General features: G+C 59.3%; 21 protein-coding genes, 1 tRNA gene and 1 pseudogene. 20 read left to right on the top strand and 3 right to left on the bottom strand.

What is annotated here, in order from left to right; genetic code table 11:
* Nucleotides 1–14: 14 nt before the first annotated feature.
* The 13 genes and pseudogenes from Q7L55_05645 (at nucleotide 15) to proB (ending at nucleotide 15,442) form a co-directional block, all read left to right on the top strand.
* Complete coding sequence (locus Q7L55_05645) at nucleotides 15–1,049, top strand: rod shape-determining protein (protein ID MDO8732041.1); 1,035 nt, start codon at nucleotides 15–17, stop codon at nucleotides 1,047–1,049.
* A gap of 33 nt (nucleotides 1,050–1,082) precedes the next feature.
* Entirely contained in the window at nucleotides 1,083–2,042 is a 960-nt protein-coding gene (gene mreC / locus Q7L55_05640) for a rod shape-determining protein MreC (GenBank protein ID MDO8732040.1), read from the top strand.
* Nucleotides 2,042–2,551: a rod shape-determining protein MreD gene (gene mreD, locus Q7L55_05635; protein ID MDO8732039.1), complete on the top strand. Its 510-nt coding sequence runs from the start codon at nucleotides 2,042–2,044 to the stop codon at nucleotides 2,549–2,551. Before mreC ends, mreD begins: the two co-directional genes overlap by 1 nt.
* Before the next feature lie 78 nt (nucleotides 2,552–2,629).
* Nucleotides 2,630–4,759: a penicillin-binding protein 2 gene (gene mrdA, locus Q7L55_05630; GenBank protein MDO8732038.1), complete on the top strand. Its 2,130-nt coding sequence runs from the start codon at nucleotides 2,630–2,632 to the stop codon at nucleotides 4,757–4,759.
* Nucleotides 4,759–5,940: an FtsW/RodA/SpoVE family cell cycle protein gene (locus Q7L55_05625; GenBank protein ID MDO8732037.1), complete on the top strand. Its 1,182-nt coding sequence runs from the start codon at nucleotides 4,759–4,761 to the stop codon at nucleotides 5,938–5,940. Before mrdA ends, Q7L55_05625 begins: the two co-directional genes overlap by 1 nt.
* A 33-nt stretch (nucleotides 5,941–5,973) precedes the next feature.
* Nucleotides 5,974–7,926: a TIGR03960 family B12-binding radical SAM protein gene (locus Q7L55_05620; protein ID MDO8732036.1), complete on the top strand. Its 1,953-nt coding sequence runs from the start codon at nucleotides 5,974–5,976 to the stop codon at nucleotides 7,924–7,926.
* A gap of 39 nt (nucleotides 7,927–7,965) precedes the next feature.
* Entirely contained in the window at nucleotides 7,966–8,676 is a 711-nt protein-coding gene (locus tag Q7L55_05615) for a TIGR03936 family radical SAM-associated protein (protein ID MDO8732035.1), read from the top strand.
* Between the two features lie 89 nt (nucleotides 8,677–8,765).
* Nucleotides 8,766–10,931, top strand: a pseudogene (locus tag Q7L55_05610) (Rne/Rng family ribonuclease).
* Nucleotides 10,932–11,245: 314 nt separating this feature from the next.
* A complete protein-coding gene (locus Q7L55_05605) occupies nucleotides 11,246–11,992 on the top strand; it encodes an enoyl-CoA hydratase/isomerase family protein (GenBank protein ID MDO8732034.1) in 747 nt (248 codons plus the stop codon).
* A 263-nt stretch (nucleotides 11,993–12,255) separates the two neighbouring features.
* A complete protein-coding gene (gene rplU / locus Q7L55_05600; GenBank protein MDO8732033.1) occupies nucleotides 12,256–12,573 on the top strand; it encodes a 50S ribosomal protein L21 in 318 nt (105 codons plus the stop codon).
* Between the two features lie 4 nt (nucleotides 12,574–12,577).
* On the top strand, nucleotides 12,578–12,829 hold the full coding sequence (gene rpmA, locus Q7L55_05595) for a 50S ribosomal protein L27 (GenBank protein MDO8732032.1): 252 nt from the start codon (nucleotides 12,578–12,580) through the stop codon (nucleotides 12,827–12,829).
* Between the two features lie 94 nt (nucleotides 12,830–12,923).
* Nucleotides 12,924–14,309: a GTPase ObgE gene (gene obgE / locus Q7L55_05590; protein MDO8732031.1), complete on the top strand. Its 1,386-nt coding sequence runs from the start codon at nucleotides 12,924–12,926 to the stop codon at nucleotides 14,307–14,309.
* An 8-nt stretch (nucleotides 14,310–14,317) separates the two neighbouring features.
* A complete protein-coding gene (gene proB, locus Q7L55_05585) occupies nucleotides 14,318–15,442 on the top strand; it encodes a glutamate 5-kinase (GenBank protein MDO8732030.1) in 1,125 nt (374 codons plus the stop codon).
* 4 nt (nucleotides 15,443–15,446) lie between these two features.
* Here proB and Q7L55_05580 read toward each other — a convergent pair whose 3' ends face one another.
* Together Q7L55_05580 and Q7L55_05575 are read right to left on the bottom strand one after the other, a co-directional pair.
* Nucleotides 15,447–16,199 (bottom strand): ABC transporter permease, encoded by a 753-nt coding sequence (locus Q7L55_05580; GenBank protein MDO8732029.1) that lies wholly within the window; start codon nucleotides 16,197–16,199, stop codon nucleotides 15,447–15,449.
* A gap of 19 nt (nucleotides 16,200–16,218) precedes the next feature.
* The gene (locus Q7L55_05575; protein ID MDO8732028.1) at nucleotides 16,219–17,172 is read right to left on the bottom strand and encodes an ATP-binding cassette domain-containing protein; all 954 of its coding nucleotides are present in this window, start codon (nucleotides 17,170–17,172) and stop codon (nucleotides 16,219–16,221) included.
* Between the two features lie 116 nt (nucleotides 17,173–17,288).
* On the opposite strand from Q7L55_05575, the gene Q7L55_05570 reads away from it, so the two are divergent.
* The 7 genes from Q7L55_05570 (at nucleotide 17,289) to Q7L55_05540 (ending at nucleotide 21,668) form a co-directional block, all read left to right on the top strand.
* The gene (locus Q7L55_05570) at nucleotides 17,289–18,560 is read left to right on the top strand and encodes a glutamate-5-semialdehyde dehydrogenase (GenBank protein ID MDO8732027.1); all 1,272 of its coding nucleotides are present in this window, start codon (nucleotides 17,289–17,291) and stop codon (nucleotides 18,558–18,560) included.
* Nucleotides 18,561–18,607: 47 nt separating this feature from the next.
* Nucleotides 18,608–18,754: a hypothetical protein gene (locus Q7L55_05565; GenBank protein ID MDO8732026.1), complete on the top strand. Its 147-nt coding sequence runs from the start codon at nucleotides 18,608–18,610 to the stop codon at nucleotides 18,752–18,754.
* Nucleotides 18,755–18,757: 3 nt separating this feature from the next.
* Nucleotides 18,758–19,381 (top strand): nicotinate-nucleotide adenylyltransferase, encoded by a 624-nt coding sequence (nadD, locus tag Q7L55_05560; protein MDO8732025.1) that lies wholly within the window; start codon nucleotides 18,758–18,760, stop codon nucleotides 19,379–19,381.
* Nucleotides 19,378–20,457: a hypothetical protein gene (locus Q7L55_05555; GenBank protein MDO8732024.1), complete on the top strand. Its 1,080-nt coding sequence runs from the start codon at nucleotides 19,378–19,380 to the stop codon at nucleotides 20,455–20,457. The genes nadD and Q7L55_05555 overlap by 4 nt, the downstream gene beginning before the upstream one ends.
* Before the next feature lie 40 nt (nucleotides 20,458–20,497).
* Nucleotides 20,498–20,893, top strand: coding sequence for a ribosome silencing factor (gene rsfS, locus Q7L55_05550; protein MDO8732023.1), 396 nt, complete (start codon nucleotides 20,498–20,500; stop codon nucleotides 20,891–20,893).
* Nucleotides 20,890–21,522 (top strand): histidine phosphatase family protein, encoded by a 633-nt coding sequence (locus Q7L55_05545; GenBank protein ID MDO8732022.1) that lies wholly within the window; start codon nucleotides 20,890–20,892, stop codon nucleotides 21,520–21,522. Before rsfS ends, Q7L55_05545 begins: the two co-directional genes overlap by 4 nt.
* 73 nt (nucleotides 21,523–21,595) lie before the next feature.
* Nucleotides 21,596–21,668, top strand: a tRNA-Ala gene (locus tag Q7L55_05540).
* A gap of 36 nt (nucleotides 21,669–21,704) precedes the next feature.
* On the opposite strand, the gene Q7L55_05535 is transcribed toward Q7L55_05540, so the two are convergent.
* The gene (locus tag Q7L55_05535; protein ID MDO8732021.1) at nucleotides 21,705–23,885 is read right to left on the bottom strand and encodes a CoA transferase; all 2,181 of its coding nucleotides are present in this window, start codon (nucleotides 23,883–23,885) and stop codon (nucleotides 21,705–21,707) included.
* Nucleotides 23,886–24,451 lie beyond the last annotated feature (566 nt).

The following is a 24,451-nucleotide window of genomic DNA, read 5'->3' as shown; positions in this document are numbered from 1 at the left end:
AGGCCACTTCCCCTATGGCTACTGCTTCGTCCTCTTTCGTTGGCCGCGACATGGCCGTCGATCTGGGTACGGCAAACACATTGGTCTATGTGCGCGGTCGTGGCATCGTCTTGAATGAACCCTCGGTTGTAGCGATCAACAACAACACCGGTGGCATTTTGGCCGTTGGCTCTGAGGCCAAGCGCATGATCGGGCGCACCCCCGGCAACATCGTCGCGATCCGCCCTCTGAAGGACGGTGTGATTGCTGACTTCGACACCACGGAGCGCATGCTGCGCTACTTCATTCAGAAGGTGCACAAGCGCCGCCACCTCGCCAAGCCTCGCCTGATCATCTGCGTGCCTTCTGGCATCACAGGTGTTGAGCAGCGGGCCGTCAAAGATGCCGGCTATGCGGCCGGTGCGCGCAAAGTCTTCATTATTGAAGAGCCGATGGCCGCAGCGATTGGTGCCGGGCTTCCGGTGCATGAGCCCACTGGCAACATGGTCGTCGACATCGGTGGTGGCACATCAGAAGTGGCTGTCATCTCACTGGGCGGCATCGTCACGAGCTTGTCGGTTCGCGTCGGCGGCGATGAGCTCGACAATGCGATCATTCAATACGTCAAGCGCGAGTATTCGCTGATGCTTGGTGAGCGCACCGCGGAAGAAATCAAGGTCGCCATCGGTTCGGCCTTTCCAATGCCCGACGAACCACACGCGGAAATTCGCGGTCGCGATCTCATCACCGGGCTTCCGCGCACCATCGTTGTCTCTGCTGAAGAGATTCGCCGCGCAATTGATGAGCCTGTCAATGCGATCGTGGCCGCCGTGAAGGCCACCCTCGACCGTACGCCACCGGAGCTTTCCGGCGACATCATGGATCGCGGAATTGTCCTCACCGGCGGTGGCGCATTGCTGCGGGGCCTCGATGAGCGGCTTCGTCATGAAACTGGCATGCCCATTCTGATTGCCGATCGACCTCTTGATTGTGTCGCGCTCGGATCCGGCAAGTGCGTTGAGGAGTTCGACGCTCTTCAGGCCGTCCTCGTCTCTGAGCCTCGGCGATAGGGCGGCTGGTCTTCAGACCTGCCGTTATCTCAAATGTTGCAGCGCCGCGCCAGGGTGGTCATAGCGATCCTGGTGGTCATCACCTTGACCTTTGCGATCCTTGATCTGCGTGGTGGCAAGGGTCCCTTCGCAACCCTTCGCTCTGTTGTCGGTACAGCTCTTGGCGGCGTCGAGCGCGCTGGGGCCACGATCTTCTCGCCAGTGCTCGGCATTGGCAGTTGGTGGGGGACCTGGGGTGATCAGCGCGAGACCATTGCTGCGCTGGAGGCCGAGAACAGTTCGCTGCGCGGACTCGTGCATCGCGCAGCAGAAGATCGAGCTCGCGCCGATGCTCTGGATGGCTTGCTCAAGGTTGCTGGCGCCGGGCGGTATCGCATTGTTCCTGCCGAGGTCATCGCAGTAGGGCCTGAGCAGGAGTTCAGCTGGACCGTCACTATCGACATCGGTACTCAAGACGGTATCGAACGCGATATGTCAGTCATCAACGCCGATGGCCTGGTCGGCCGTGTCGCGGCCGTGCACCGCACGACCTCAACTGTCGTATTGATCGTGGATCCATCGGTCTCTGTTGGTGCGCGCGTTGCGGGCAGCGAAGAAGTCGGCATCCTCTCAGGCACCGGTGATCTGAGCTCTCTCGAATTCCAGATGTTGAACCCACTTGCCGATGTGAAGACAGGCGAAGCGCTGGTGACATTCGGCTCGAAGAACGGCAAGCCATATGCCCCGGGAATTCCAATTGGGCAGGTCACCTCCGTTCGTGGTACCGCAGGGCAGCTCACGCGTGTGGCTGCCATTGAGCCCTTCGCCGATTTGTCAGCGTTGACCATCGTCGGTGTGGTGGTTCGCCCACCGCGCACAGACCCACGGGATTCGGTATTGCCGTCCCGGCCGCAGGTCGAACCGACCGCCGCCGCCTCGCCGAATCCTTCTGGGAGCGCTGCGGCTCCCACCTTGAGTCCGGCAACACCTGTTCCGTCTCCGAAGGCTTCCTGATGTGGCTTCGACAACTCATCATCTTGGCGACCACCTTGTTGATCGCCGTCATGACCCAGAGCGCCTTTCTCAGCCGCCTCGGACTGCCCGGTGCAACGCCAGACTTGATCCTGGTGTCAGTGCTCGCCGTGGCTTTGGCCTACGGCCCGGCTATGGGCGTGGTCTATGGATTTTCCGCCGGCCTGCTCCTTGATTTCTCGCCTTCAACTCAGGGAGTCGTCGGGGTCAATGCCCTGCTCTTCATGGCGGCCGCCTTCTTCGCCGGCCGAGCCATCAACCCCCGCGATCGCACAGTTCCGCTGATCATCGGCCTGGTGGCTGGCACGGTTGCGGGTGTCACCTTGGTGCGGGCGGTGCTTGATTCACTGCTGGGTCAGCCCACTGTGGTGTGGGCCAATGTGCCTGAGTTGATGCTCACTGGAGCGATCTATGCAGCGTTGCTCAGCCCCTTTGTTGTGATGCCATTGGGCTGGGTGGTGAAGAAGTTCACTCCTGAGGTTGCGATATGACTCTTCTGGGGGGAACCGCTCTGGCCTGCGGCAAGTCAGAGTTCCGAGGTCACTATTGCCTCATGAAGGGAGCACCGGGTGCGTGATCGCTCCATGCTGCGCCTCATGGTGCTCGGTGTCCTTGTGCTCTCGCTCATGCTCACTTTGTTCGCCAGGCTGATGTACCTGCAGGTCATCAGCGGGGATTTCTATCGCGCGGCTGCCGAGAACAACTCGGTTCGCGAGATCGTTCGCCCAGCTGTCCGCGGCCTGATTCTTGATCAAGCTGGCCGACCGCTGGTGTCCAACCGTACGGCCCTTGAAGTCACCGTTGATCGGGTGACTCTGGGTCGGGCCAAGGATAAGGGCGCGGGGGTCATCAACCGGCTTGCGCTTCTGCTCAATGTGCCCGCCGAGAAGATCAGTGACCGGCTCAAGACCTGCGGAACTGAGGGTGCCAAGCCTCCGCCAACCTGCTGGAACGGATCGACCTATCAGCCGGTGCCGGTGGCTGTTGGCATTGATACCCAGACTGCGCTGACCATCATGGAGCGACGAACTGACTTCCCTGGCATGGCTGCGCAACTGCAGGCCAACAGGATCTATCCAGCGCCATTCAACGTGAACGCGGCGCACATCCTGGGCTATCTGGGTCCGGTCACAGAAACTCAGCTAGAGGCTCAAGGTGATTCCAGTGCATCTGACCGACTGCGTCGAACAGACGTCGTGGGCCGGTCTGGATTGGAGGCGCAATATGACGCAACATTGCGAGGCAAGCCCGAGGTGACTTCCTTGGGCATTGACACTTCAGGTCACGTCACGAGCAAACTCGATTTCAAAGATTCCGTTGCTGGCAACTACCTAGTCAGCACCATTGATGCTCGACTGCAATCTCTGGTTGAAAAGCAGCTGGTGGCCGCAGTTCAGCGGGCTCATGCCCAGGGCTACCCCGGCAAGTCGGGCGCCGCTGTCGTCATCGACGTGAAGAATGGCAACGTCTTGGCTATGGCGAGCTATCCGACCTACGACCCGGCCATCTGGATCGGTGGCGTGACAAAGAAGCAGTACCAGGCATTGAAGGACTCACAGGCACTCTCGTCCAATGCGATTCAAGGCACCTTCGCGCCGGGTTCCACCTACAAGGTCGTCAGCACTGCGGCGGCGGGCAAGTCCGGTTTCAATCTGCACGGCTCTTACGACTGTCCCAATCAGTACAAGGCAGGTAACCCGCCGCAGACCTTCCGCAACTATGAGTCACATGGCTATGGCGCGATCTCGCTGGCTCGAGCGATCGAAGTCTCGTGCAACACCGTCTTCTACGGCATCGCTGACCGGATGTGGAAGAACGGCGGCGGCATTGACGCCGCTCGCACTGCGCCTGACCCAATTGCAGCGATGGCGCGCTCATTTGGTCTTGGGACAAAGACCGGGATCGACCTGCCAAATGAATCCGCAGGCGTGGTTTCCAGTCGCCTGTTCAAGGCTGAGAACTGGGATGCCAGGAAGGACAGCTGGTGCCAGAACGCGCTTGAGGGTTACCCCGAAACGCGAAAGACAAACCCTTCACTCGCGGATTTCTATACCGCATTGGACAAGGAGAACTGCGCTGACGGCTTCCGCTGGCGCGAGGGTGACGCACTCAACGCCGCCATCGGACAGGGCGATACGGGTGTGACCCCGCTGCAGCTGGCAATGGTCTATTCGGCCATCGCCAATGGCGGCACTGTGTATCAGCCGCGCATAGTCAAGGGGGTGATCGGCCCAGAGGGCAAAGTCGTGCAGGAGTTCGCCCCCGTTGTGAAATCGAAGGTGTCCGCCCCCAGGAGCACGATCAATTTCCTGCAGGATTCCTTGCCTGGTGTCACGACTCGTGGTTCAGGTGAAACGCCATTCCAAGGGTTCCCTCTCGATCAGATTCCGGTCGCATCCAAGACCGGTTCGGCTCAGGTCACCGGCAGCAAGGTCTCGACTTCATGGTTTGCCTCGTATGCGCCAGCGAACAACCCGAAGTACGCCGTGGTGATGATGGTCTCCCAGGGTGGAACGGGTTCGAAGACCTCTGGCCCAAGTGTTCGCAAGATCTATGAGGGACTGTTTGGCGTGAATGGACGTAGCGTGAATTCGGCCAATAGCGTGCTCGTGGGAGGCCAGCCGCGCGCCGAACTTCCCAAGGTGCGCTCTGATGGAACGCCGGTTGTTCTCAAGGGCAAGCAGTCAGGAGTTCAGTGATGAGCATGTTCCAAGTAACTGGCTCCACTGACCAGCAACTGCTGCCAAGCCGCAAGGGCGGGGCCTACTGGCGCGACCTTGACTGGGTTTTGTTGGTAGCCGCGCTCGCCGCGACGGTATTTGGATCGATTCTCGTGTGGTCAGCCAGCCGAGCTGATCTTGCATCGCCGACGGATCCGCAGTCGTATCTGAAGAAGCACTTGATCAACGTCGTCCTTGGCATCCTTTTGGGATACATCGCATCTCGCATCGATCACCGATGGCTACGCGCCTATACGCCTGTCATCTACGGGCTGTCTGTGTTCTCACTGTTTCTCGTCTTCCTGCCTGGCCTAGGTACCAAGATCGCTGGGGCTCGAGCTTGGATTCAGTTGCCAGGTGGCTTCACAATTCAGCCTTCTGAGTTCGTGAAGATCGCTGTGATCTTGATGATGGCGGCGATCTTGGCCGAGAAGGATCGCGCAGAGCATGAGCCGCGCGATCGCGATGTGCTGATCTCCCTGGGAGTCGCCGCACTGCCCTTGATGATCATCCTCGCCCAGAATGACACGGGCAGCGTGTTGATTCTTGGCTCTGTTGCGCTGGCGATTATTGCCGTCAGTGGTGCCCGAAATCGCTGGGTAGGTGGCCTGATGATTGGCGCTGTAGTCAGCGTTCTGATGGCGATTCAATTTGGCTTGCTCAAGCAATATCAAGTCGATCGACTGACCTCCTTCATCAACCCGACGGCCGATGCGGGCAGCATCGCCTACAACTCCACTCAAGCACGCATCGCCATCGGTGGTGGTGGTTGGTTCGGGTATGGACTCTTCAACGGACCTCAGACCCAAGGTCGATTCGTACCTGTCAATGAGAGTGACTTCGTCTACACCGTGGCCGGCGAGGAATTCGGATTCGTTGGTGCAGGCTTGCTCATTGTCCTGCTTGGCATCGTGTTGTGGCGAGCCATCCTGATTGCCATGCGTGCCGACGATATGTACGGACGCCTAGTGGCTACCGGCATCGTTGCGTGGTTGGCTTTCCAGACCTTCGAGAACATCGGCATGACACTCGGAATCATGCCAATCACTGGTGTTCCACTCCCATTCGTCTCGGCTGGAGGCACGGCAATGATGGCCGTCTGGATAGCCATCGGACTCCTTGAGAACATCCGATTGCATAGTCAACAAATGATTCCTTAGTTGTGCAGCACGTAGTATCCGTGCGTGACAGTCATGGATGCCCGTGCTCGCGGTGCCTCTCTCTTCAATGAGATTGAGGCACTGCTGCCCTTGGTGTCCAAGCCCATTCAATATGTCGGCGGCGAGCTCAATGCCACGATGAAGCCTTGGGAATCTGTCGAGGTCCGTTGGGCTCTGATGTACCCGGATGCCTATGAAGTCGGTGCTCCAAACCAAGGCGTGCAGATCCTCTACGAGGTCATCAACGAACTTCCGTATGCACTGGCAGAACGCACCTACGCGATCTGGCCCGATCTTGAAGCCTTGATGCGCGAACGCGGCCTGCCCCAGTTCACCGTCGACGCGCATCGCTCGATTGCTGATTTTGATGTGCTCGGCATTTCATTCTCGACCGAACTCGGCTACACCAACATGCTCACGGCGATCGATCTTGCCGGCATTCCCTTGTTCGCCCGTGATCGCACTCTCGAGCATCCCATCTTGATCGCCGGCGGTCACTCCGCGTTCAATCCTGAACCCATCGCCGACTTCATCGATGCAGCGGTCATCGGTGATGGCGAAGAGGCAGTCATTCGCGTGACCGAACTTGTGCAGGCCTGGAAGCAGCAGGGGCAAGCTGGTGGTCGTGAAGGTCTGTTGCTCTCGCTTGCAGTAGCCGGAGTTGCCTACGTTCCACAGTTCTACGACGTTTCCTATCTCCCGGACGGCCGGATCCAGCGCGTGGCCCCAAACCTTCCGGATGTTCCTTGGCGCGTGGCAAAGCACACGCTCATGGATTTGGATGCCTGGCCGTACCCGAAGAATCCTTTGGTTCCCCTGGCCGAAACCGTGCACGAGCGGATGAGCGTTGAGATCTTCCGCGGTTGCACTAGAGGCTGCCGCTTCTGTCAGGCGGGCATGATCACCCGACCCGTACGCGAGCGCAGCCTCACTTCGATCGCCGAGATCATCGACAACGGCTTGTGCAAGACCGGCTTTGCCGAAGTCGGTCTGCTTTCGCTATCAAGTGCCGATCACTCAGAGATTGCTGAAATGTCAAAGGCACTGGCTGATCGTTACGAGGACACCCAGACTTCGTTGTCCCTGCCAAGCACCCGCGTCGATGCATTCAATATCGACCTCGCAAATGAGCTTTCCCGTAATGGCCGCCGAAGTGGATTGACCTTTGCTCCTGAAGGCGGCAGTGAGCGGATGCGCAATGTCATCAACAAACAGGTCACAGAAGAAGATCTGATTCGCACCGTTTCAACGGCCTACGGTGCGGGTTGGCGTCAGGTGAAGCTCTACTTCATGTGCGGCTTGCCCACTGAAACTGACGATGACGTTCTGCAGATCGCCGACCTTGCGCGGCAGGTCATCAAGGCGGGCCGTGAAATCAGCGGCAGTCGCGACATCAAATGCACGATCTCCATTGGCGGTTTCATCCCCAAGCCACACACTCCATTTCAGTGGGCTGCACAACTCGATCACGAAGCTACTGACGCGCGCTTGCAGAAGTTGAAGGAAGCGATCCGAAGCGATCGAGAGTTCGGCAAGGCAATTGGCATGCGGTATCACGATGGCAAGCCCGGAATCATTGAAGGCCTGCTCTCGCGAGGTGATCGACGCGTTGGCAAGGTGATTCTTGAAGCATGGAAGAACGGTGCGCGATTTGACGGTTGGAGTGAGCATTTCTCCTTTGATCGCTGGATCGCTGCGGCATCAGCTGGCCTCGCGGATGAACTCGTGGACGTGCACTGGTTCACCACGCGAGAGCGTCAACGCAATGAGGTGCTTCCGTGGGATCACCTCGATTCGGGCTTGAGCTCGGAGTGGCTATGGGAGGACTGGCAGGCAGCGCTTGCTGAGTCCGAGGTTGGGGATTGTCGCTGGACTCCATGTTCTGACTGTGGGGTGTGCGATCAACTCGGCACTGAGATTCAGGTCGGCCCGACGGGCATCACCGAACTGCCTATGCCCATGATCCGGCCGAACGTGGTGGGGTAATTGGCTCGTCAAGCACCGGTGCGCGATTTCGCACCAACGATTCAACGGCTGCGCCTGCAGTACGCCAAGCGAGGGCGGCTGCGGTTCTCCTCGCATCGCGATTTTCAGCGCGCGTTCGAGCGTGCGCTGCGCAGGGCGGGTGTACCGATTGCCTTCAGTGCAGGCTTTTCTCCGCATCCGAAGGTTTCTTACGCCAATGCGGCGCCGACTGGGACTGCCAGCGAGGCCGAATATCTCGAAATTGGTGTGACAACTCTGTGTGACCCAAGTCGATTGCGTGTGGCTTTGGACGAGGCATTGCCTCCTGGCCTGGACATCGTCGACGTTGTTGTGGCCAATTCGCCTGACTTTGCGGCTCGCCTGGAGGCCAGTGTGTGGCAAATCGAGTTCCCGGGAATGAGCCAAGCAGTCCTAGTGGAGGCCGTTGCCGTGTTCCTCGCGGCCAACGAGGTGCTCGTTGAGCGCCTCATGAAGCAGGGCAAGCGGGTCTTTGATGCTCGCTCGGCCGTGCTTGCGGCGCGTGTTGGAATCTCAGCGGAGCAAGTCGTGGGTGCGGAGTGTGCGATACTCACCTTGGTAGTTCGGCATAGCACTCCCGCCGTTCGACCAGACGATGTTCTTGCCGCGCTGCGGCGAGTGGCTGACCTCGTGCCGCCCACCCCTCCAAGGGTGACCAGGCTGGCGCAGGGGCCTCTTGCCCCCGACGGTCAAGGCGTGGGAGACCCCCTCGAGCTTGATCGCGAGAAGTGAAAGCGAGAACTCCATGGCTTTGTGCTTCGCCCACGGGTAGGAGCACCTGACTGGCGAATAGCATTTGCCGCCGAAGGAGGGTCGACCACATGGTCGACAACGAAAACCCAGATTCCACTTCAACAGACCCACAAACCCCAGCCCCACGCACTCGTCGCCGAGCTGCAAGTCGCCCAGCTGGGCCACCTGTAGTCGTCGAGGGCGAAGCAGCGCCCGTAGCGCAGAAGCCTGCGCGTCGCAGTTCTGCAGCTGACAAGGCAGCCAAATCCAGCGCTGAAGTGCCCGTCGAAAAGCCGGCCAAGGCGCCTGCCAAGACACGGGCGGTTCGGGCAACCAAGAAGTCCAAGATCGAGCCCGAAGCGGTCGCGGCCACTAGCTCGGACACCCCTGAGGCACCTGCTGCTGAGACCTCTCGTTCAGCTCCAAAGGCGGCCTTCGTTGCTCCGCTGTTCATCTCGCCCGAGCCGATCGCGGCTGATGCCCCAACGGCAACTCGTCGTCGTCGTGGCAAGCCCGCTGCCGCCGAAGAAGCCAACGATGAGGCCCCTGCAGTTGAGCAGACTGACTCTGCTGCAACTGCAGACTCTGACTCCGAAGATGACTCCGAAGATGGCGCTCCACGTCGTCGTCGACGTCGTGGTGGCCGTGGCCGTCGACGTCGTACTGGCGAGGGCGAGACTGACACGACCGATGCGATTGACGATGGTCAAGAGTCCACGGACGACTCCACTGAAGACGCTTCTGCCGGTGAAGATCCGGAGGCAGTCGAGGGCGAGTCTGAAGAGGCTGCTGAATCTCGCCGCCGCCGCCGCCGCCGCCGTCGCGGCAACGATGATGCTGAGCCATCGGCCGATGACCCACCCAACACCGTGGTCAAGGTTCGAGAACCGCGTACGAAGAACGATGACGTGTCTTCGATGCGAGGGTCAACTCGCTTGGAGGCCAAGAAGCAGCGTCGACGTGAAGGCCGCGAGGCTGGCCGTCGACGTCCGCCGATTCTTACTGAATCTGAGTTCCTGGCTCGCCGCGAAGCCGTCAACCGAGTGATGGTGGTACGCCAACAGGGTGACCGCACACAGATCGCCGTGCTTGAAGATGGCGTGCTCGTTGAGCACTACGTCACCCGTGGTTCCTCCGGTTCCCTCGTTGGAAACGTCTACCTCGGACGCGTGCAGAACGTGCTGCCCAGCATGGAAGCCGCTTTCGTCGATATTGGTCGCGGACGCAATGCCGTGCTCTACGCCGGCGAGGTCAACTGGGATGCCGCGACTCTCGATGGTCAGCCCAAGCGCATTGAGTTCGCTCTGAAATCTGGCGATCCGGTGCTGGTGCAGATCACCAAGGATCCGGTTGGGCAAAAGGGTGCACGGCTGACAAGCCAGATTTCAATGCCTGGTCGCTTCCTGGTGTATGTGCCTGATGGCTCGATGACTGGGATCAGTCGCAAGCTTCCTGATACTGAACGCTCGCGCCTCAAAGCCATCCTCAAGCGCGTCATGCCTGATGAAGCCGGCGTGATTGTGCGCACTGCAGCAGAAGGTGCACCAGAAGAGGCCTTGGAGCAAGATGTCGAGCGGCTGAAGTTGCAATGGGAAGAGATCAGCTCGCGCGCAAGCAGTGCTTCTCCGCCAACCCTGTTGTACGGCGAGCCCGATCTGGCCATCAAAGTTGTGCGTGACATCTTCAATGAAGATGTCAACAAGATGGTGGTCTCCGGTAGCGATGCTTGGGCGCAGGTTCAGGATTACGTCACCGCTGTTGCCCCTGATCTTGCGACCCGACTCGAGCATCACGTTGCTCCCGTCGATGTCTTCGCCGAGTACCGCATCGATGAGCAGTTGGCCAAGGCATTGGATCGCAAGGTGTATTTGCCTTCAGGTGGCTCTCTCGTGATCGACCGCACTGAAGCCATGACCGTCGTTGACGTCAACACCGGCAAGTTCACTGGCCAAGGTGGAAACCTCGAGCAGACTGTCACGAGCAACAACCTCGAAGCAGCCGAAGAGATTGTTCGTCAGCTTCGACTTCGCGATATCGGCGGCATCATCGTGGTCGACTTCATCGACATGGTTCTCGAAAGCAATCGCGATCTGGTGTTGCGTCGCATCGTTGAATGTCTTGGTCGCGATCGCACGAAGCATCAAGTTGCTGAAGTCACCAGCCTTGGCCTTGTGCAGATGACGCGCAAGCGCATCGGTTCTGGATTGCTCGAGTCCTTCTCAAGCACATGCGAAGCATGCAATGGACGAGGCATCAAGGTGGATCTGCACGGACACGATCACTCGGAATCACCCAAGAGTCGACGTCCCGCCAATGCAGTTGATCCGGCTGATGTAGCTGCCAGAAGCCTTGCCCCTCTTGACGATTTCGATATTGAGACCGAGGTTGAGATCGAAGCAGAGGATGCCGTATCAATTTCGAATGAAATTTCCGAGGGCGGACCCTTGGGATCCGATGCTGAGGTTTCTGCCTGATCGTCGAGCTCGCGAAGGTAAAACTCTTGTGCTCGGATCAGATCAGCCAACACAATCAGTCCCGGTCGTCAACGCCTAATGCATAGGAGTCCCTCGTGGATGAGCCGGAACTGCTGATAACTGACGATGGTCCGGTTCGTGTGTTGACCCTCAACCGTCCACATCGGCTCAACGCCTTCACCGCAGAGGGCTATTTCGGCCTTTCTGAAGCTCTCGATGCAACGGCGCTTGACGACGAGATTCGCGTAGTGCTCATTCGTGGTGCTGGTCGCGCGTATTGCGCTGGCGTGGATCTCGTTGCCCTTGGTGAGCAGACAGATCCCACCGCCTTCAGCCTCGGTATCCGCGCAGTAGTGATGTCACTTGTGACCTTCCCCAAGCCGCTGGTCGCTGCAGTTCACGGTCCGATCGTCGGCTTTGGCGCAACAATGCTTCTGCACTGCGATGTTGTGATCAGTGCGGACGACGCGCGCTTCCGCCTGCCTTTCAGCGAGCTCGGCACTGCCCCTGAGGCTGGGAGCACATTCATGCTTCCCAAGATTGTGGGGGAGCGCAAAGCTGCAGAACTCTTGCTGACGGCTCGGTGGGTCAGTGGCACCGAGGCTGCGCAGATCGGTCTGGCCACTGAGTCTGTGGCTGCGAACATGCTGGACATTCGATCGCAGGAAGTGCTGGATGAAATCGCTCATCTCAAGGCGCCGGCCAATATCGCAGCGAAGGCATTGCTGCGCCGAGGTTGGGCTGACGAAGTGTCAGCCGCCCTAGAGCGTGAGTCGAAGGTTGCGGCCGGACTTAGCGAAATTCTTGGTGGTATCGCCCGACCCGGGCGTCCACCAGTTTGAGCCGGTTTAGTGGAAGAAATACACCATGAGCCCGGGTCTGGATGACCCCGACGGTGCATCTCCTTGAGGGCAATCGGAGATAATCCTCGCTTTGAATGGGAATCTGCCGGGCCGCAGTTGGTCTGTTGCGCTCAGCGAAAATAGGGCCGGTTTGACCCTATGCGAGCACTTCCGTACGCTAAGGGCCGGGCATTTTTCTGTCCATTGTTTTAGTTGTGCTGTGCTGCACGTTCGCAGCCGGGCGATTATCGAGGTAGGAGTACGTGGTGTACGCGATTGTGCGCGCTGGCGGCCGTCAGGAAAAGGTTGCAGTTGGCGATGTTGTTGTGCTCGACCGAGTCTCCGGTGCGCCCGGTGCCTCCATTGCTCTGCCATGCTTGTTGATCGTTGACGGCACGAATGTCACCACCGACACCCTTGCGCTGTCGAAGGTCAAGGTTTCCGCCGAGATCATCGAGCACAAGCGTGGCCCCAAGATTGACATCCTGAAGTACAAGAACAAGACCGGTTACCGCCGCCGCCAAGGCCACCGCCAGGAGCTCACCGCGGTCAAGGTCACCGAGATCACGACCGGGAAGTGAACTGATGGCACATAAGAAAGGTGCGTCCAGCACCCGTAACGGCCGTGACTCCAACTCGCAGCGTCTTGGCGTGAAGCGCTTCGGCGGTCAGCTTGTCAACGCAGGCGAGATCATCGTGCGCCAGCGCGGCACCCACTTCCACCCGGGCGACAATGTCGGCCGTGGCAAGGACGACACTTTGTTCGCACTTTCAGCGGGCACTGTGGAGTTCGGTTCACATCGCGGTCGCCGCGTGGTGAACATCCTCGCTGAGTAGCTCAGCACCGCACCAGTACAGACCTGAAACGAGGCGAGCTACGGCTCGCCTCGTTTGTCTTTGGTCCCTGTGACCATGTCAGTAAGGAAGCCAGATGACCACCTTCGTTGATCGCGTGCAGTTGTACGCGCAGGCGGGCGACGGTGGACACGGATGTGCATCTGTACTGCGTGAGAAGTTCAAGCCACTCGGTGGACCCGATGGTGGCAATGGTGGCAAGGGCGGCGACGTCCTGCTTGAAGTCGATCCGCAGATCACGACTCTTCTCGAATTTCACCATCGCCCACACCAGAAGGCATCTAGTGGCAAGGCCGGGCAGGGCGGCAACAAGCACGGCGCTCAAGGACATCACGTAGTGCTGCGCGTGCCCTCTGGCACTGTCGTCACAACCTCGAGCGGTGAAATTCTTGCCGACCTCGTTGGTGCTGGCATGACTTTCGTGCTGGCCCAAGGTGGTCGCGGCGGGCTTGGCAATGCTGCGCTTTCGAGTGCTCGACGCAAGGCTCCCGGCTTCGCTCTCTTAGGTGAGCCTGGCGACTACCGCGAGGTCGTGCTCGAACTCAAGACCGTGGCTGACGTTGCCCTTGTTGGATTTCCCAGTGCCGGCAAGTCGAGCCTCATCGCAGCCATCAGTGCAGCGCGACCCAAGATCGCCGATTACCCCTTCACCACGCTCATCCCAAATCTTGGGGTTGTCACTGCAGGTGACACCGTCTACACCGTCGCCGATGTTCCGGGCCTGATTCCGGGAGCCAGCCAGGGCAAGGGCTTGGGGCTTGAGTTCCTGCGCCATGTCGAGCGATGCAGCGTTCTGGTGCATGTGCTGGATTGCGCGAACATGGAGCCGGGCCGTGACCCCGTTGATGATCTCGATGCAATCGAGCAAGAACTGGAGTTGTACGGCGGCCTTGCAGACCGTCCTCGCATTGTCGCCCTGAACAAGATCGATGTCCCCGATGGTCGCACTCTTGCTGAGCTCGTTCGTCCGGTATTGATCGGTCGCGGCTACCAGGTGTTCGAGATCTCGGCTGCTTCGCGCGAGGGCTTGCGAGAGCTCAATTTCGCGATGGCGTCACTCGTGTCCCAAGCCAGAGCCAGCGTGGTCCATGAACTTGCGCAGCGAGTCGTCATTACTCCGCGTGCCGTGAACGAGCAGAGCTTTACCGTGACCCGTGAAGTCGAAGGCTTCCGCGTTCGTGGCGATCGCCCAGAGCGTTGGGTTCGCCAGACCGACTTCGCCAATGACGAAGCTGTCGGCTATCTCGGTGATCGATTGGCTCGTCTGGGTGTTGAAGAAGAGCTGATATCTCAAGGCGCAGTTCCTGGTGTCGCTGTGATGATTGGTCCCGACGAGAACCCGGTTATCTTCGACTGGCATCCCTCGATCATGGCGAACACCCGATCTGAGGCTTCGCCACGCGGCACCGATGTGCGAGTGGATCTAGGATTGATGGAAAGCATTGAGGACCATGACGACTGAGGGCGGCCATGACGACTGAGGTTCGCCGTGCAATTGCCAGTGCCTCGCGGATTGTCGTCAAGATCGGTTCATCCTCGCTCACCAATCGCGGTGGCGGCATCAACGATGAGGCCATCAGTGCGCTTGTGCAGCAGTTGGCCGTGCGCAAGGCAGCTGGTAGTCAGGTCATTCTTGTATCCAGCGGATCAATCGCTGCCGGCTTTCCGATCCTCGGGCTGAAGCATCGGCCTCGCGATCTCGCTACTCAGCAGGCATCAGCAAGCGTTGGTCAAGGGATGCTGATTGCTCGCTATGGCGCTGCGTTCGCCGAGCACAGCATTGCTGTCGGGCAGGTGCTCCTCACTTCCGATGATGTGACTCGACGCGCTCACTATCGCAATGCGCAGCGCACCTTGTTCCGACTGCTCGAACTTGGAGTCGTGCCGATCGTCAACGAGAACGACACCGTTGCCACTGATGAGATCCGCGTCGGTGACAACGATCGACTCGCGGCGCTCGTTGCGCATGTAGTTCAGGCTGATGCGCTCGTCCTGCTGTCTGATGTTGATGGTCTGTATGACGGACCGCCCAGTAAAGGCGGTGCCAATCTCATCCACTCAGTCAAGTCGAGTGGTGATCTTGCTGGCATCAGTATTGGTGGAACCGGCTCGGCGGGTGTTGGGCGCGGCGGTATGGCCTCCAAAGTTGAGGCAGCGCAGATCGCTACATCTGCGGGCATCCCGGTGTTGCTCACCTCCGCCAAACTCGTTGGCCCGGCATTGCAGGACGCCAGTGTCGGCACGGTGTTCTCGCCAACAGGGGAGCGCACATCGAGCCGACTGCTGTGGCTTGCGCATGCAACCACGGGCAACGGGCGACTTCATATTGATGCGGGTGCAGCGCGTGCAGTAACCAAGCGTGGTTCGTCTTTGCTGCCTGCGGGCATCACTTCAGTTGATGGCAACTTCTCCGCAGGTGATCCCGTTGACCTTGTCGACGATCAAGGTCTGACGGTGGCTCGAGGATTGGTCAACTTCGATTCAACCGAACTGCCCGGTCTGCTCGGCCGTTCGACCAAGGATCTGGCCAAGGAGCTCGGTCCTGCATACGAGCGTGAGGTCGTTCATCGCGATGACCTCGTCCTGCTGAAATAGTCCGCTACGCGTTTGCCTTCTGGAAGGTGCGCGTGCCCCACCATGCCATCAACACGGCAAGCAGCAAGGTGACAAGTCCGCCGACCCATACATCGCGAACACCGAAATCGCCGACGAACATCGAACGTGCGGCGTTGACGGTGTACGTCAGCGGGTTGGCCTTGCTGAGGTTCTCCAGCCACACCGGCGCGAGTGTCATAGGCAGCAGGACCCCAGAGAGCAGCAACAGCGGGAGTGAAACTCCCTGAGCAAACGGTGCGAAGGAGTCCTCTTCCTTCAGGATCAATCCCATTGCGTATGACGCCGCGGACATGCCCAAGGCCAGGACGCAGACCAAGACCAGCGCCACGATGATGCCGGCCCAACTGGGTTCGAGTCCGAACGGAATGGCAACCAGAACCAGCAGCAGTCCTTGGAAGCCGATGACCACCATGTTGCTTGATGATCTGCCGAGCAGTAGAGAGACTCGCCGAGCAGGAGTTACCCGTTGGCGGTCGATGACACCCTCGCGCAGCTCTTGGATAATGCCAAAGCCCGCGAATGTTGCGCCGAAGATGCCCAGCTGCAGCAGTAGGCCAGGCACGAAGATTGACCACGATGCATTGCCGCCAAGTCCACCCCCAGACAGGTTCTTCAGCAGCGGTCCGAACAGCACGAGATACAAGATTGGCTGCGACAGTCCGAAGAAGACCCAGACTGGATTGCGCAAGAGGTTGCGCAATTGTCGTTGGAAGATGACCCAGGTTTCAATAAGCATGTGCAGTTCCTTTCAAGCCTCAGGCGAGGTCTTCGCGAAGGGTGCGGCCGGTCAGGGTGAGGAACACGTCGTCCAAGGACGGGCGCGAAACGCTGACAGATTTCAAGTTGAGCCCGCTTGCATCAAGGGCACGAAGGATTGGTGCGATTGCTGTTTCGCCGAGTTCGACTGTGACGTGCACGCGATCGCCTTCGATGCGGGTGTCGCGCACCGGCACGGCTTCCGCAGCGATGCGCGCTGCCTCGTGCAGGTCTCCATCGACCTCCATCACAACAACGTCACCGGAGATTTGTGCCTTGAGAGCCTCGGGGGTGTCATTGGCGACGATGACGCCGTTGTCCATCACGAGCAGGCGGTCAGCGAGAATATCGGCTTCATCGAGGTAGTGGGTACTCAGCACGATCGTCACGCCTTCTTCCTCGCGAAGTGAGTTGATGTGATCCCACAGATTTGCGCGACTCTGCGGATCCAGACCCGTCGTGGGCTCGTCAAGGAAGATCAACTTGGGGGAGTGCACGAGCCCCAAGGCGATATCGAATCGTCGACGCTGGCCGCCACTCATCTCGCTGAGTGCTCGAGGAGCAAAGCCCTCCAGATCCATCTGAGGCAGGAGTTCTGCCACCCGAGTCTGGGCTGCAGCCTTGCTCATTCCCTGCAATCGACCTTGCACGATCAGTTCTTCGCCGACCAAGGTGCCAGGTGCGGGGACAGCACCGATCTGTGCGACGTAGCCAATGCGCCGCCGAACCTCACGCGGGTCCATTGCCAGGTCAACACCGGAAACTGTGGCGCTGCCCGAAGTCGGGTTCAACAAGGTGGTGAGCATGCGCAAAGTGGTGGTCTTGCCAGCACCGTTGGGCCCGAGCAGACCCAGGATCTCTCCTGCTTGGACGTCGAAGTCAATGGCCTTGACGGCCTCTACTGGGCCGGTCTTGGTCTTGAAGGTGCGAGTCAATCGGCGGGCGTGAATCATGGCGTCTCCTTTGGGAGGTCATGCTGCCATGCGCGTAACCCTTGTTCACCGAATGCGAGATCGTCAATCTTGACCAGGAGCATGATGTACAGAATTCAGGAAACTAGTCTTGGCTTATGAAAGATGAACGCGAGGAAGTGCTTGATGTTGCCCGCCGCGCTCGCGAGGCAGCACGCTCAGTTCGGCAACTGACGCGCGACGAAAAGGACATCGCGCTCATCGCGCTCGCCGATGCGCTCGAAGCCAACACGGCGCGAATCGTTGAGGCCAATGACCGGGATGTGGCGCGCGCGACCGAAGCTGGCACTGCTGCCGGAATGATTGATCGACTTACGTTGAATGCTGCTCGGGTCAGCGCCATCGCTGAGGCACTTCGCGAGGTGGCTGCGCTGCCAGATCCGATCGGTGAAGTTGTTCGTGGTTACACATTGCCCAACGGCCTTCAGATTCGGCAATTGCGGGTTCCAATGGGCGTTGTCGGCATCATCTATGAGGCTCGTCCCAATGTCACGGTGGATGCCGCGGGCCTGTGTCTGAAGAGCGGAAACGTTGCCTTGCTGCGGGGATCTTCGTCTGCTGCCACTACAAATGCCGCCCTCGTCGACATCATGCGTGAAGCATTGGATGTGCTGGGAATTCCCGTTGACGCGATCCAGCTGGTGCCCGGCCTGACTCACGATTCCACAAAGCACCTGATGACAGCGCGAGGTCTCGTTGACGTCTTGATTCCGCGTGGCGGCGAAGCGCTGATCCGCAATGTCGTCGAGAACTCAACGGTTCCGGTGATTGAGACTGGCGTCGGAAACTGTCATGTGTACGTCGACAAAAATGCCGATCTGGACAAGGCCGTTGCCATTGTGATCAACAGCAAGGTGCAAAGACCGAGTGTGTGCAACGCGGCCGAGACTTTGCTTGTTCATCGCGATGTTGCCGATGCGTTCCTGCCGATGGTTGCAGCAGCCCTCCATGCCAATGGCGTCACGCTGCATGCAGACCAACGATCACTCGAGCTCGCCCGTTCGTCGGGAATCGTGGCTATTCCTGTGACCGATGCCGACTGGGCTGCGGAGTACATGTCGCTGGATATGGCTGCCGGCGTCGTCGATTCCATCGACGAGGCAATCGCACATATCCAGAGATGGACCTCTGGCCACACGGAGGCGATCGTCACTGATAGCCAGTCAGCCGCGGCGGCGTTCATCGCCGGAATGGACTCAGCTGCGGTCATGGTGAACGCCTCGACCCGGTTCACCGATGGGGGAGAGTTCGGATTCGGCGCCGAAATCGGCATTTCCACCCAGAAACTGCATGCCCGGGGCCCGATGGGCCTGGCCGAATTGACCACAACCACGTACATCGTGACCGGGGACGGTCACGTCCGAGCGTGATCAGTCGCTAAAGTGAACCCGCTTACCATCCAGGAGAGGAACATTTCATGGGCTTGATCCAGTCTGCGGTCCAATTGGCGCAAGAGGCGCCGATCAACGACCCATCGATTCCGCCCTGGGGCTTTGGCGCGTTCGCCTTCGTGGTCCTGGGCGTATTGCTGGCATTCACAATGATGATCAAGGTTGGCCGCTAGTCCGTGAAGGTCCGGCGCCTCGGCGTCTTTGGTGGCACCTTTGACCCGATCCATTCGGGACATCTTGTGGCCGCTGTTTCTGTGCAAACTGCATTGGAATTGGACTATCTGATCTTCGTGCCCACAGGGAACTCCTGGCACAAGGAGCCTGGGCCAGAGGCCTCGGCAGCAGACCGGCTTGCCATGGTCGATCTCGCCATTGCCTATCACGAGGGCTTCACGACGTCGTCTGTCGACATCGAGCGTGAGGGTCCGACGTACACGATCGACACCCTTACTGATCTTCAAGAGCATTGGGAGCACGACCAGCCTGAGACTGAAGCGCTTTGGTTCTTTGTGACGGGAGCCGACGCGCTTGTCGACGTTCCGAACTGGCGAGATCCGGCCGGGATCTTGCAGCGCGCACAGCTCGTTGGAGTGAGTCGACCCGGTCACCCGGCCCCGTCGGCCTCGCTGCTCAATGGTGCATTCACCCTGGTTGAGGTTGCTACGCCTGATGTGTCATCGCGGCAGATTCGCGAGCTGGTGCGTAACGGCGTATCAATTGATCAACTGGTCCCACCATCAGTCGCCGACTACATCGAGGCCCATGGGCTGTATCGCACTTCCGCTCGAGGCAGTGCATGAGCGTGACAGCGCACGATCAGCAATCGCACTGGCGGCGTTGGGTCGTCATCTTGATCGTCGTAGTGATTGCCGCACTTGGCGTGGTAGCGGCCAACTTGCTCAGCGATCCATCATCACTGATCGCGACGCCGACCCCGACGTCGAAGCCGTCAGCTGCTGCTTCCGCGAGTCCGTCTGCGCCAGTGGTTCGATCTCAGCGGATACTCCTGTTCGAAGTGCGCGATGACAATCGACATGTCATCTTCACCCAGATCATGGCCACCGGCTACGGCAAGACTGTCGGCAAACTTATGCGCTTGCCATCTGACCTACTGGTTCCAACACCAACCTGGTCGCCGTTGCGCCTCACAGGCGATGCCAATGACACCTTGCAGAGCCAGCATGCTCTCGAAGAACTGCTGGGCATCAACATTGACATTTCATTCACCCTTGATCGACTTGCCTTCGCTGGTCTTATCGATGCGACACTCACGCCAGCCCAAGCTGCCAAGGCGCGTGAGTCAACGGATATTGCCGGTGTCGTGAGCTCGACGATTGCTAATCTCCCCAGCACGCCCGAGTCGACCGGCCAGTTACTGTTGAGTCTTGGACATATGGCTCGTTCAAGCGCCTCCAACTCTGAACTTGTGGATCTGTTGCTCACCTTGCGCAAGGAGGCGATCGGCGGCAAACAGAAGACGTTGATCCTGCCGGTTTCCGCCGTACTTGCCGATGGCGCCGTTGTTGTGAATCGCGCGGCGACCGATGCGCTGGTGAAGAGGTATTTTCCCGTGAGCATGTTGAACCCGGGTGAGACAGTTCGTCCACGTGTGCTGCTCATTCCCGCCGGGGCCTCTGCCGCTCAGCTCGCCCGCGCCACCGAAGACCTCATTGATGCGGGCATGACGGTCATTTCGGGTGACACCGCCGATCGAGTGGTGAACTCGCGAGTGGAGGTGCCGGCCAGCGCGATTTCGGTGAAGCTCGGCCAGCTTGCGGCCACTGCTGTCGGGCTCTTGCCCGAGGAAGTCAAGCAGGTCAAGGGGGCTCCGGTGGATGTCCGAATTGTTCTCGGACCTGACATTCCGGCCCTGTGAGAGGCTCATACCTTGAACCCCCTTCCCCGAAAGGATTGTCTTGACTGCCACAGATGAGGCCAAGAACCTCGCTATTCAGGCCGCGCTTGCAGCCGCCGACAAGATGGCAACCGACATCATTGCCATTGACGTCAGCGAACATGTGGTGATCACAGATGTCTTCGTGATGTGTTCTGCAGCCAACGAACCGCAGGTCAAGGCGGTGGTTGACGCGGTGCAGGAGCGCCTCCTAGAGCACGGTGCCAAGCCACTGCGCCGTGAAGGCGAGCAGCAGGCTCGTTGGGTTCTCTTGGACTACGGCGACATCGTTGTTCACGTGCAACTCGTCGAAGAGCGCATCCACTACGCCATTGAACGGCTGTGGAGCGATTGTCCGCTGATCGCATTGCCAGCAGAGGTCAGCCTGCCACGACTGGTGCCGGGTCTCGCAGAGTGATCGAACCGCGTCGGGTGCTGTTCTTGAGACATGGGCGAACCAACTGGAATGCGACAGCACGATTTCAAGGGCAGTCTGACATCGACCTTGACGAGGTCGGCATTGCCCAGGCTGCTGCCGCGGCCAAGCAGATTGCCTTGCTCAAGCCGGCTCTAGTGATGTCATCAGATCTGAGGCGTGCGCACGACACCGCCAAGCCACTGGTGGACTTGCTCAATCAAGAGGTAGTGCTTGATCCGGATCTTCGCGAGACCTTCGTCGGAGTGTGGGAAGGCATGCATCGCGCCGACATCGAAAAGGAACACACCGAAGATCTGCAACAGTGGTTTGCGGGAACCAATGTGCGCCCTGGTCTGCACGGCGAAACGCGAACTGAAGTGGCAGAGCGCGTGCGCAATGCAGTTGATCGCGGGCTCGACAAGATCGGTCCGGGCGAACTACTGGTGTGCGTGACGCACGGAGCAGCAGCGATGGCTGGCATGGCTTCCCTGCTCGATCTGCCACTCGAACATTGGCCGATCTTCGGGGTCACGCCGAACTGCTCGTGGTCGATCGCGGCAGAGGCAAATCCGGGTGTTTCGCAGAAGTGGCGCCTTCTGGAATACAACGTTCGGGCGCCCCAACTCTGATCTGTGGGGCCACCCTGAGGCGGCTTCTGAGTTGGGTATGCTTCTCACTCCCGTGTCAGCCTCGCTGATACATGGGGCTGTGGCGCAGCTGGTAGCGCACCTGCATGGCATGCAGGGGGTCAGGGGTTCGAGTCCCCTCAGCTCCACAAACGAAAGGCCCGAACTTCTGAGGATTCACGCGATCAAGCCCTCTGAATAGCGACTCCTGATGCGAGAAGGCTTTCGATCAAGGCGTCCTCTAGTCCGAATTCCCGCAGGCATTCGACCGTGTGCTCGCCGAGGGCCGGCACCGGGCGCTCGTGGCGGGGGGCCACATCGCCGAAATTCCACAAGCCGGCTGGCTGCTGGAGCGCTCCCCACTCTGCTTGCTCGGTGGAGACTATGAGACCGACCCTGTGATTTTCTGCGCTGTCAAAGAACGCCGAACGCTGGTTGAGACGAACACGTTCTGCCGGCACCCCGACATAGGCAAGGTCTGCCAGCACCTCTTCAGTGTTGCGTCCAGACAACTCAACCTTGCTCAGTGCACGCAACTGATCATCTTCGTCGGCAGCGATCATGACCCATCCATCCACAAGCTGGAGGATCCGGTGCCCCTCGTCGAGGGTGAGCTGATCGGAACTCAATTCGGCGAATGGAGCCAAGGTGCCATCTGCCCGCTTGAAGATCTCACTCACCGTCAGTACGCCTGCACCCAAAAGGGACCCTGCAACGTCCTGGGTCTGCCCTGTGCGATCGCGGTGGTAGAGGGCAAGTACTACCGCTAAAGCCGATGACATGGCACATACGTGGTCCATGTAACCGAAGCGTTGCCACATAGGTGAATTGCCCTGGCCAGCTGATAGGACTTCCCACCCGCATTGGGCCTGAAACAATTGGTCGTAGCCAGGCCAATCCGCTCGAGGTCCTGTCGGCCCATACGAGCTGGTATGACAGAAGATCGCCTCGGGATTTATTTTGCGGACGGACTCCGCTTCCAGACCTAGGCGTATGGCAGCTGGCATCCGGATGTTGTGATGCACGACATCGGCCCAACGAATCGCAGCCTCCAGCGCAGTGCGCGACTCAGGTGCCTTGAGGTTCAGAGCCAAGCTGCGCTTGCCTCGCTGGCACCCAAGAAACGCCCCGCCAGACAGCATGGGGTCACCGTCGGAACCTTCCAGCTTGATCACTTCAGCGCCCATGTCGGCCAGCAATTGGGGGCCCAGCGGGCCGGCCAAGTAATTGCCGAGATCTAGGACTTTGATGCCCTCGAGCGGCCATCGGCGTTGGCGGCCATCGCCAGCTGGTCCTTGCTCGGCGACCCACGTCGCGAGTACTTCCTTGGTGTGCGCGCCGTGCGGGGGAGCCAGTCCAAGGATTTTCTGCGGCGGACTGATGGTTAGTGGTGTCCCGGCAACCGTGATGCGACCCTCCTCAGGATCATCCAGGTCAACCAGATATCCGTTGAGTCGTGCCTGCTCGTCATCGAGGATTGCCCCGAACTCCGCACAGGCCTGCACCGGGACGTCACTTGCCCAAAGATGCTGCAGCCAGTTCTCCCGAGTATCCGTGAGGAAGCAAGCGGCGATGGCTGCCTCAGACGGTCCCTCGTGGCTCTCAACGAATTCGCGCACACGTGAACTGCGCATCGGATCAGGCATGATGTGCATCCAAAGTCCGTCACTGCATTGGTAGACCCAATCTTGTACGAAGTTGATCTTGGGGACTCCGTCTGCCATTGCCGGTGGCAATCCCGGCCCTCGGTTCCAGAGCATGGCCAGGTTGATCATGGCGCCCTGCACCAGACTTGTATGTGCTGGTCCGGCTATGCCTGAGCGATTTCGCAGCAGCAGTCGTGCGACGATTCCGGTGGCTGCGATCCACACGGTGTTCCACGTCATCAACGGGTAGCGCAAGTAGACCGGTCCCTCGCTGCGAGACTGGGGACGTTGTTCATCGCAAAGCCCAAGACGAGCCTGAACTAAGGATTCATTGACGGGCAAGTCAGCGTCGGAGTGATTGATGGGCCAGCCCAGCACTGAACTAATGATGAGCTGGGGATTCAACTCGGCGAGTGAAGCCTCGTCTAGGCCATACTCTCGCGCCTGCGTTGGTCCTAACTCATGTACGAAGACGTCAGCGGCTGACAGCAACTGCTTCAGGCACGCCAAACCGTCTGGCGTCGCAATATCGGCGACCACACTTCGCTTGCTCCGGTTCCAGGTGCGAAATCCCGGCAGACTTCGTTCACGGCCTGGCGTGGAGCCTTCGACTTTGACGACATCAGCACCACACTCGGCCAAGAGCATTGTGGCCGCGGATCCGGCAGCGCCAATAGAAAGATCCACGATCTTGATGCCGGCCAGGATGCTGTCTGTCATTGCGACTCTCCTCGTGCTCGATGTGGCGCAACTTCCATCCGAATCGGCGCCAGAGCGCGATGCTCATCGGAAGTTCTCGTGGACGTCGCCAACTGACGAGCACAAGGGGCGTGCGCATTTGAAAATAGCTGCCTTCACTAACTGCTCAAATGAAGCGCCAGTGAATCTGGAAATCTGTGATCCACTGGATCCGCAAAGCAGTCTCGTGGACCGTACTACTCGTCTGACTGATGCCGCTTGATTTTGTTGGAAGCACAACTTGCCCCTTTTCATTCAACGACGAGCGAATCGCTCGCTATGAGGCTCTACTTGAATGGAGTGGCCTCTATTGCACGTCCTGTCGAACAATCGTCGCCCCGGAAAAGCCGATGGACCGCAGTGTCATGGCGGGCAGCGGCAAGGGTTCGTACGTAGTGGCGCCGGAATGGGCACAACCAAGAACTTCTGCGTCATAGCGTCTCCGGCGGCAAGTAACTTGGGTCCAAACGTGGGCCATTTTCCCAATCACGTTGACGTGATTGATCGCGCACAATATTTTCGTGCACTATCTACTTTGCCAGGAGGCT

The organism is Actinomycetota bacterium (assembly GCA_030650795.1).
In the GTDB taxonomy this organism is placed as follows: domain Bacteria; phylum Actinomycetota; class Actinomycetes; order S36-B12; family S36-B12; genus UBA11398.
Note: the sequence above shows the minus strand (reverse complement) of the source record. Positions and strands in the feature narration are given on the sequence as shown.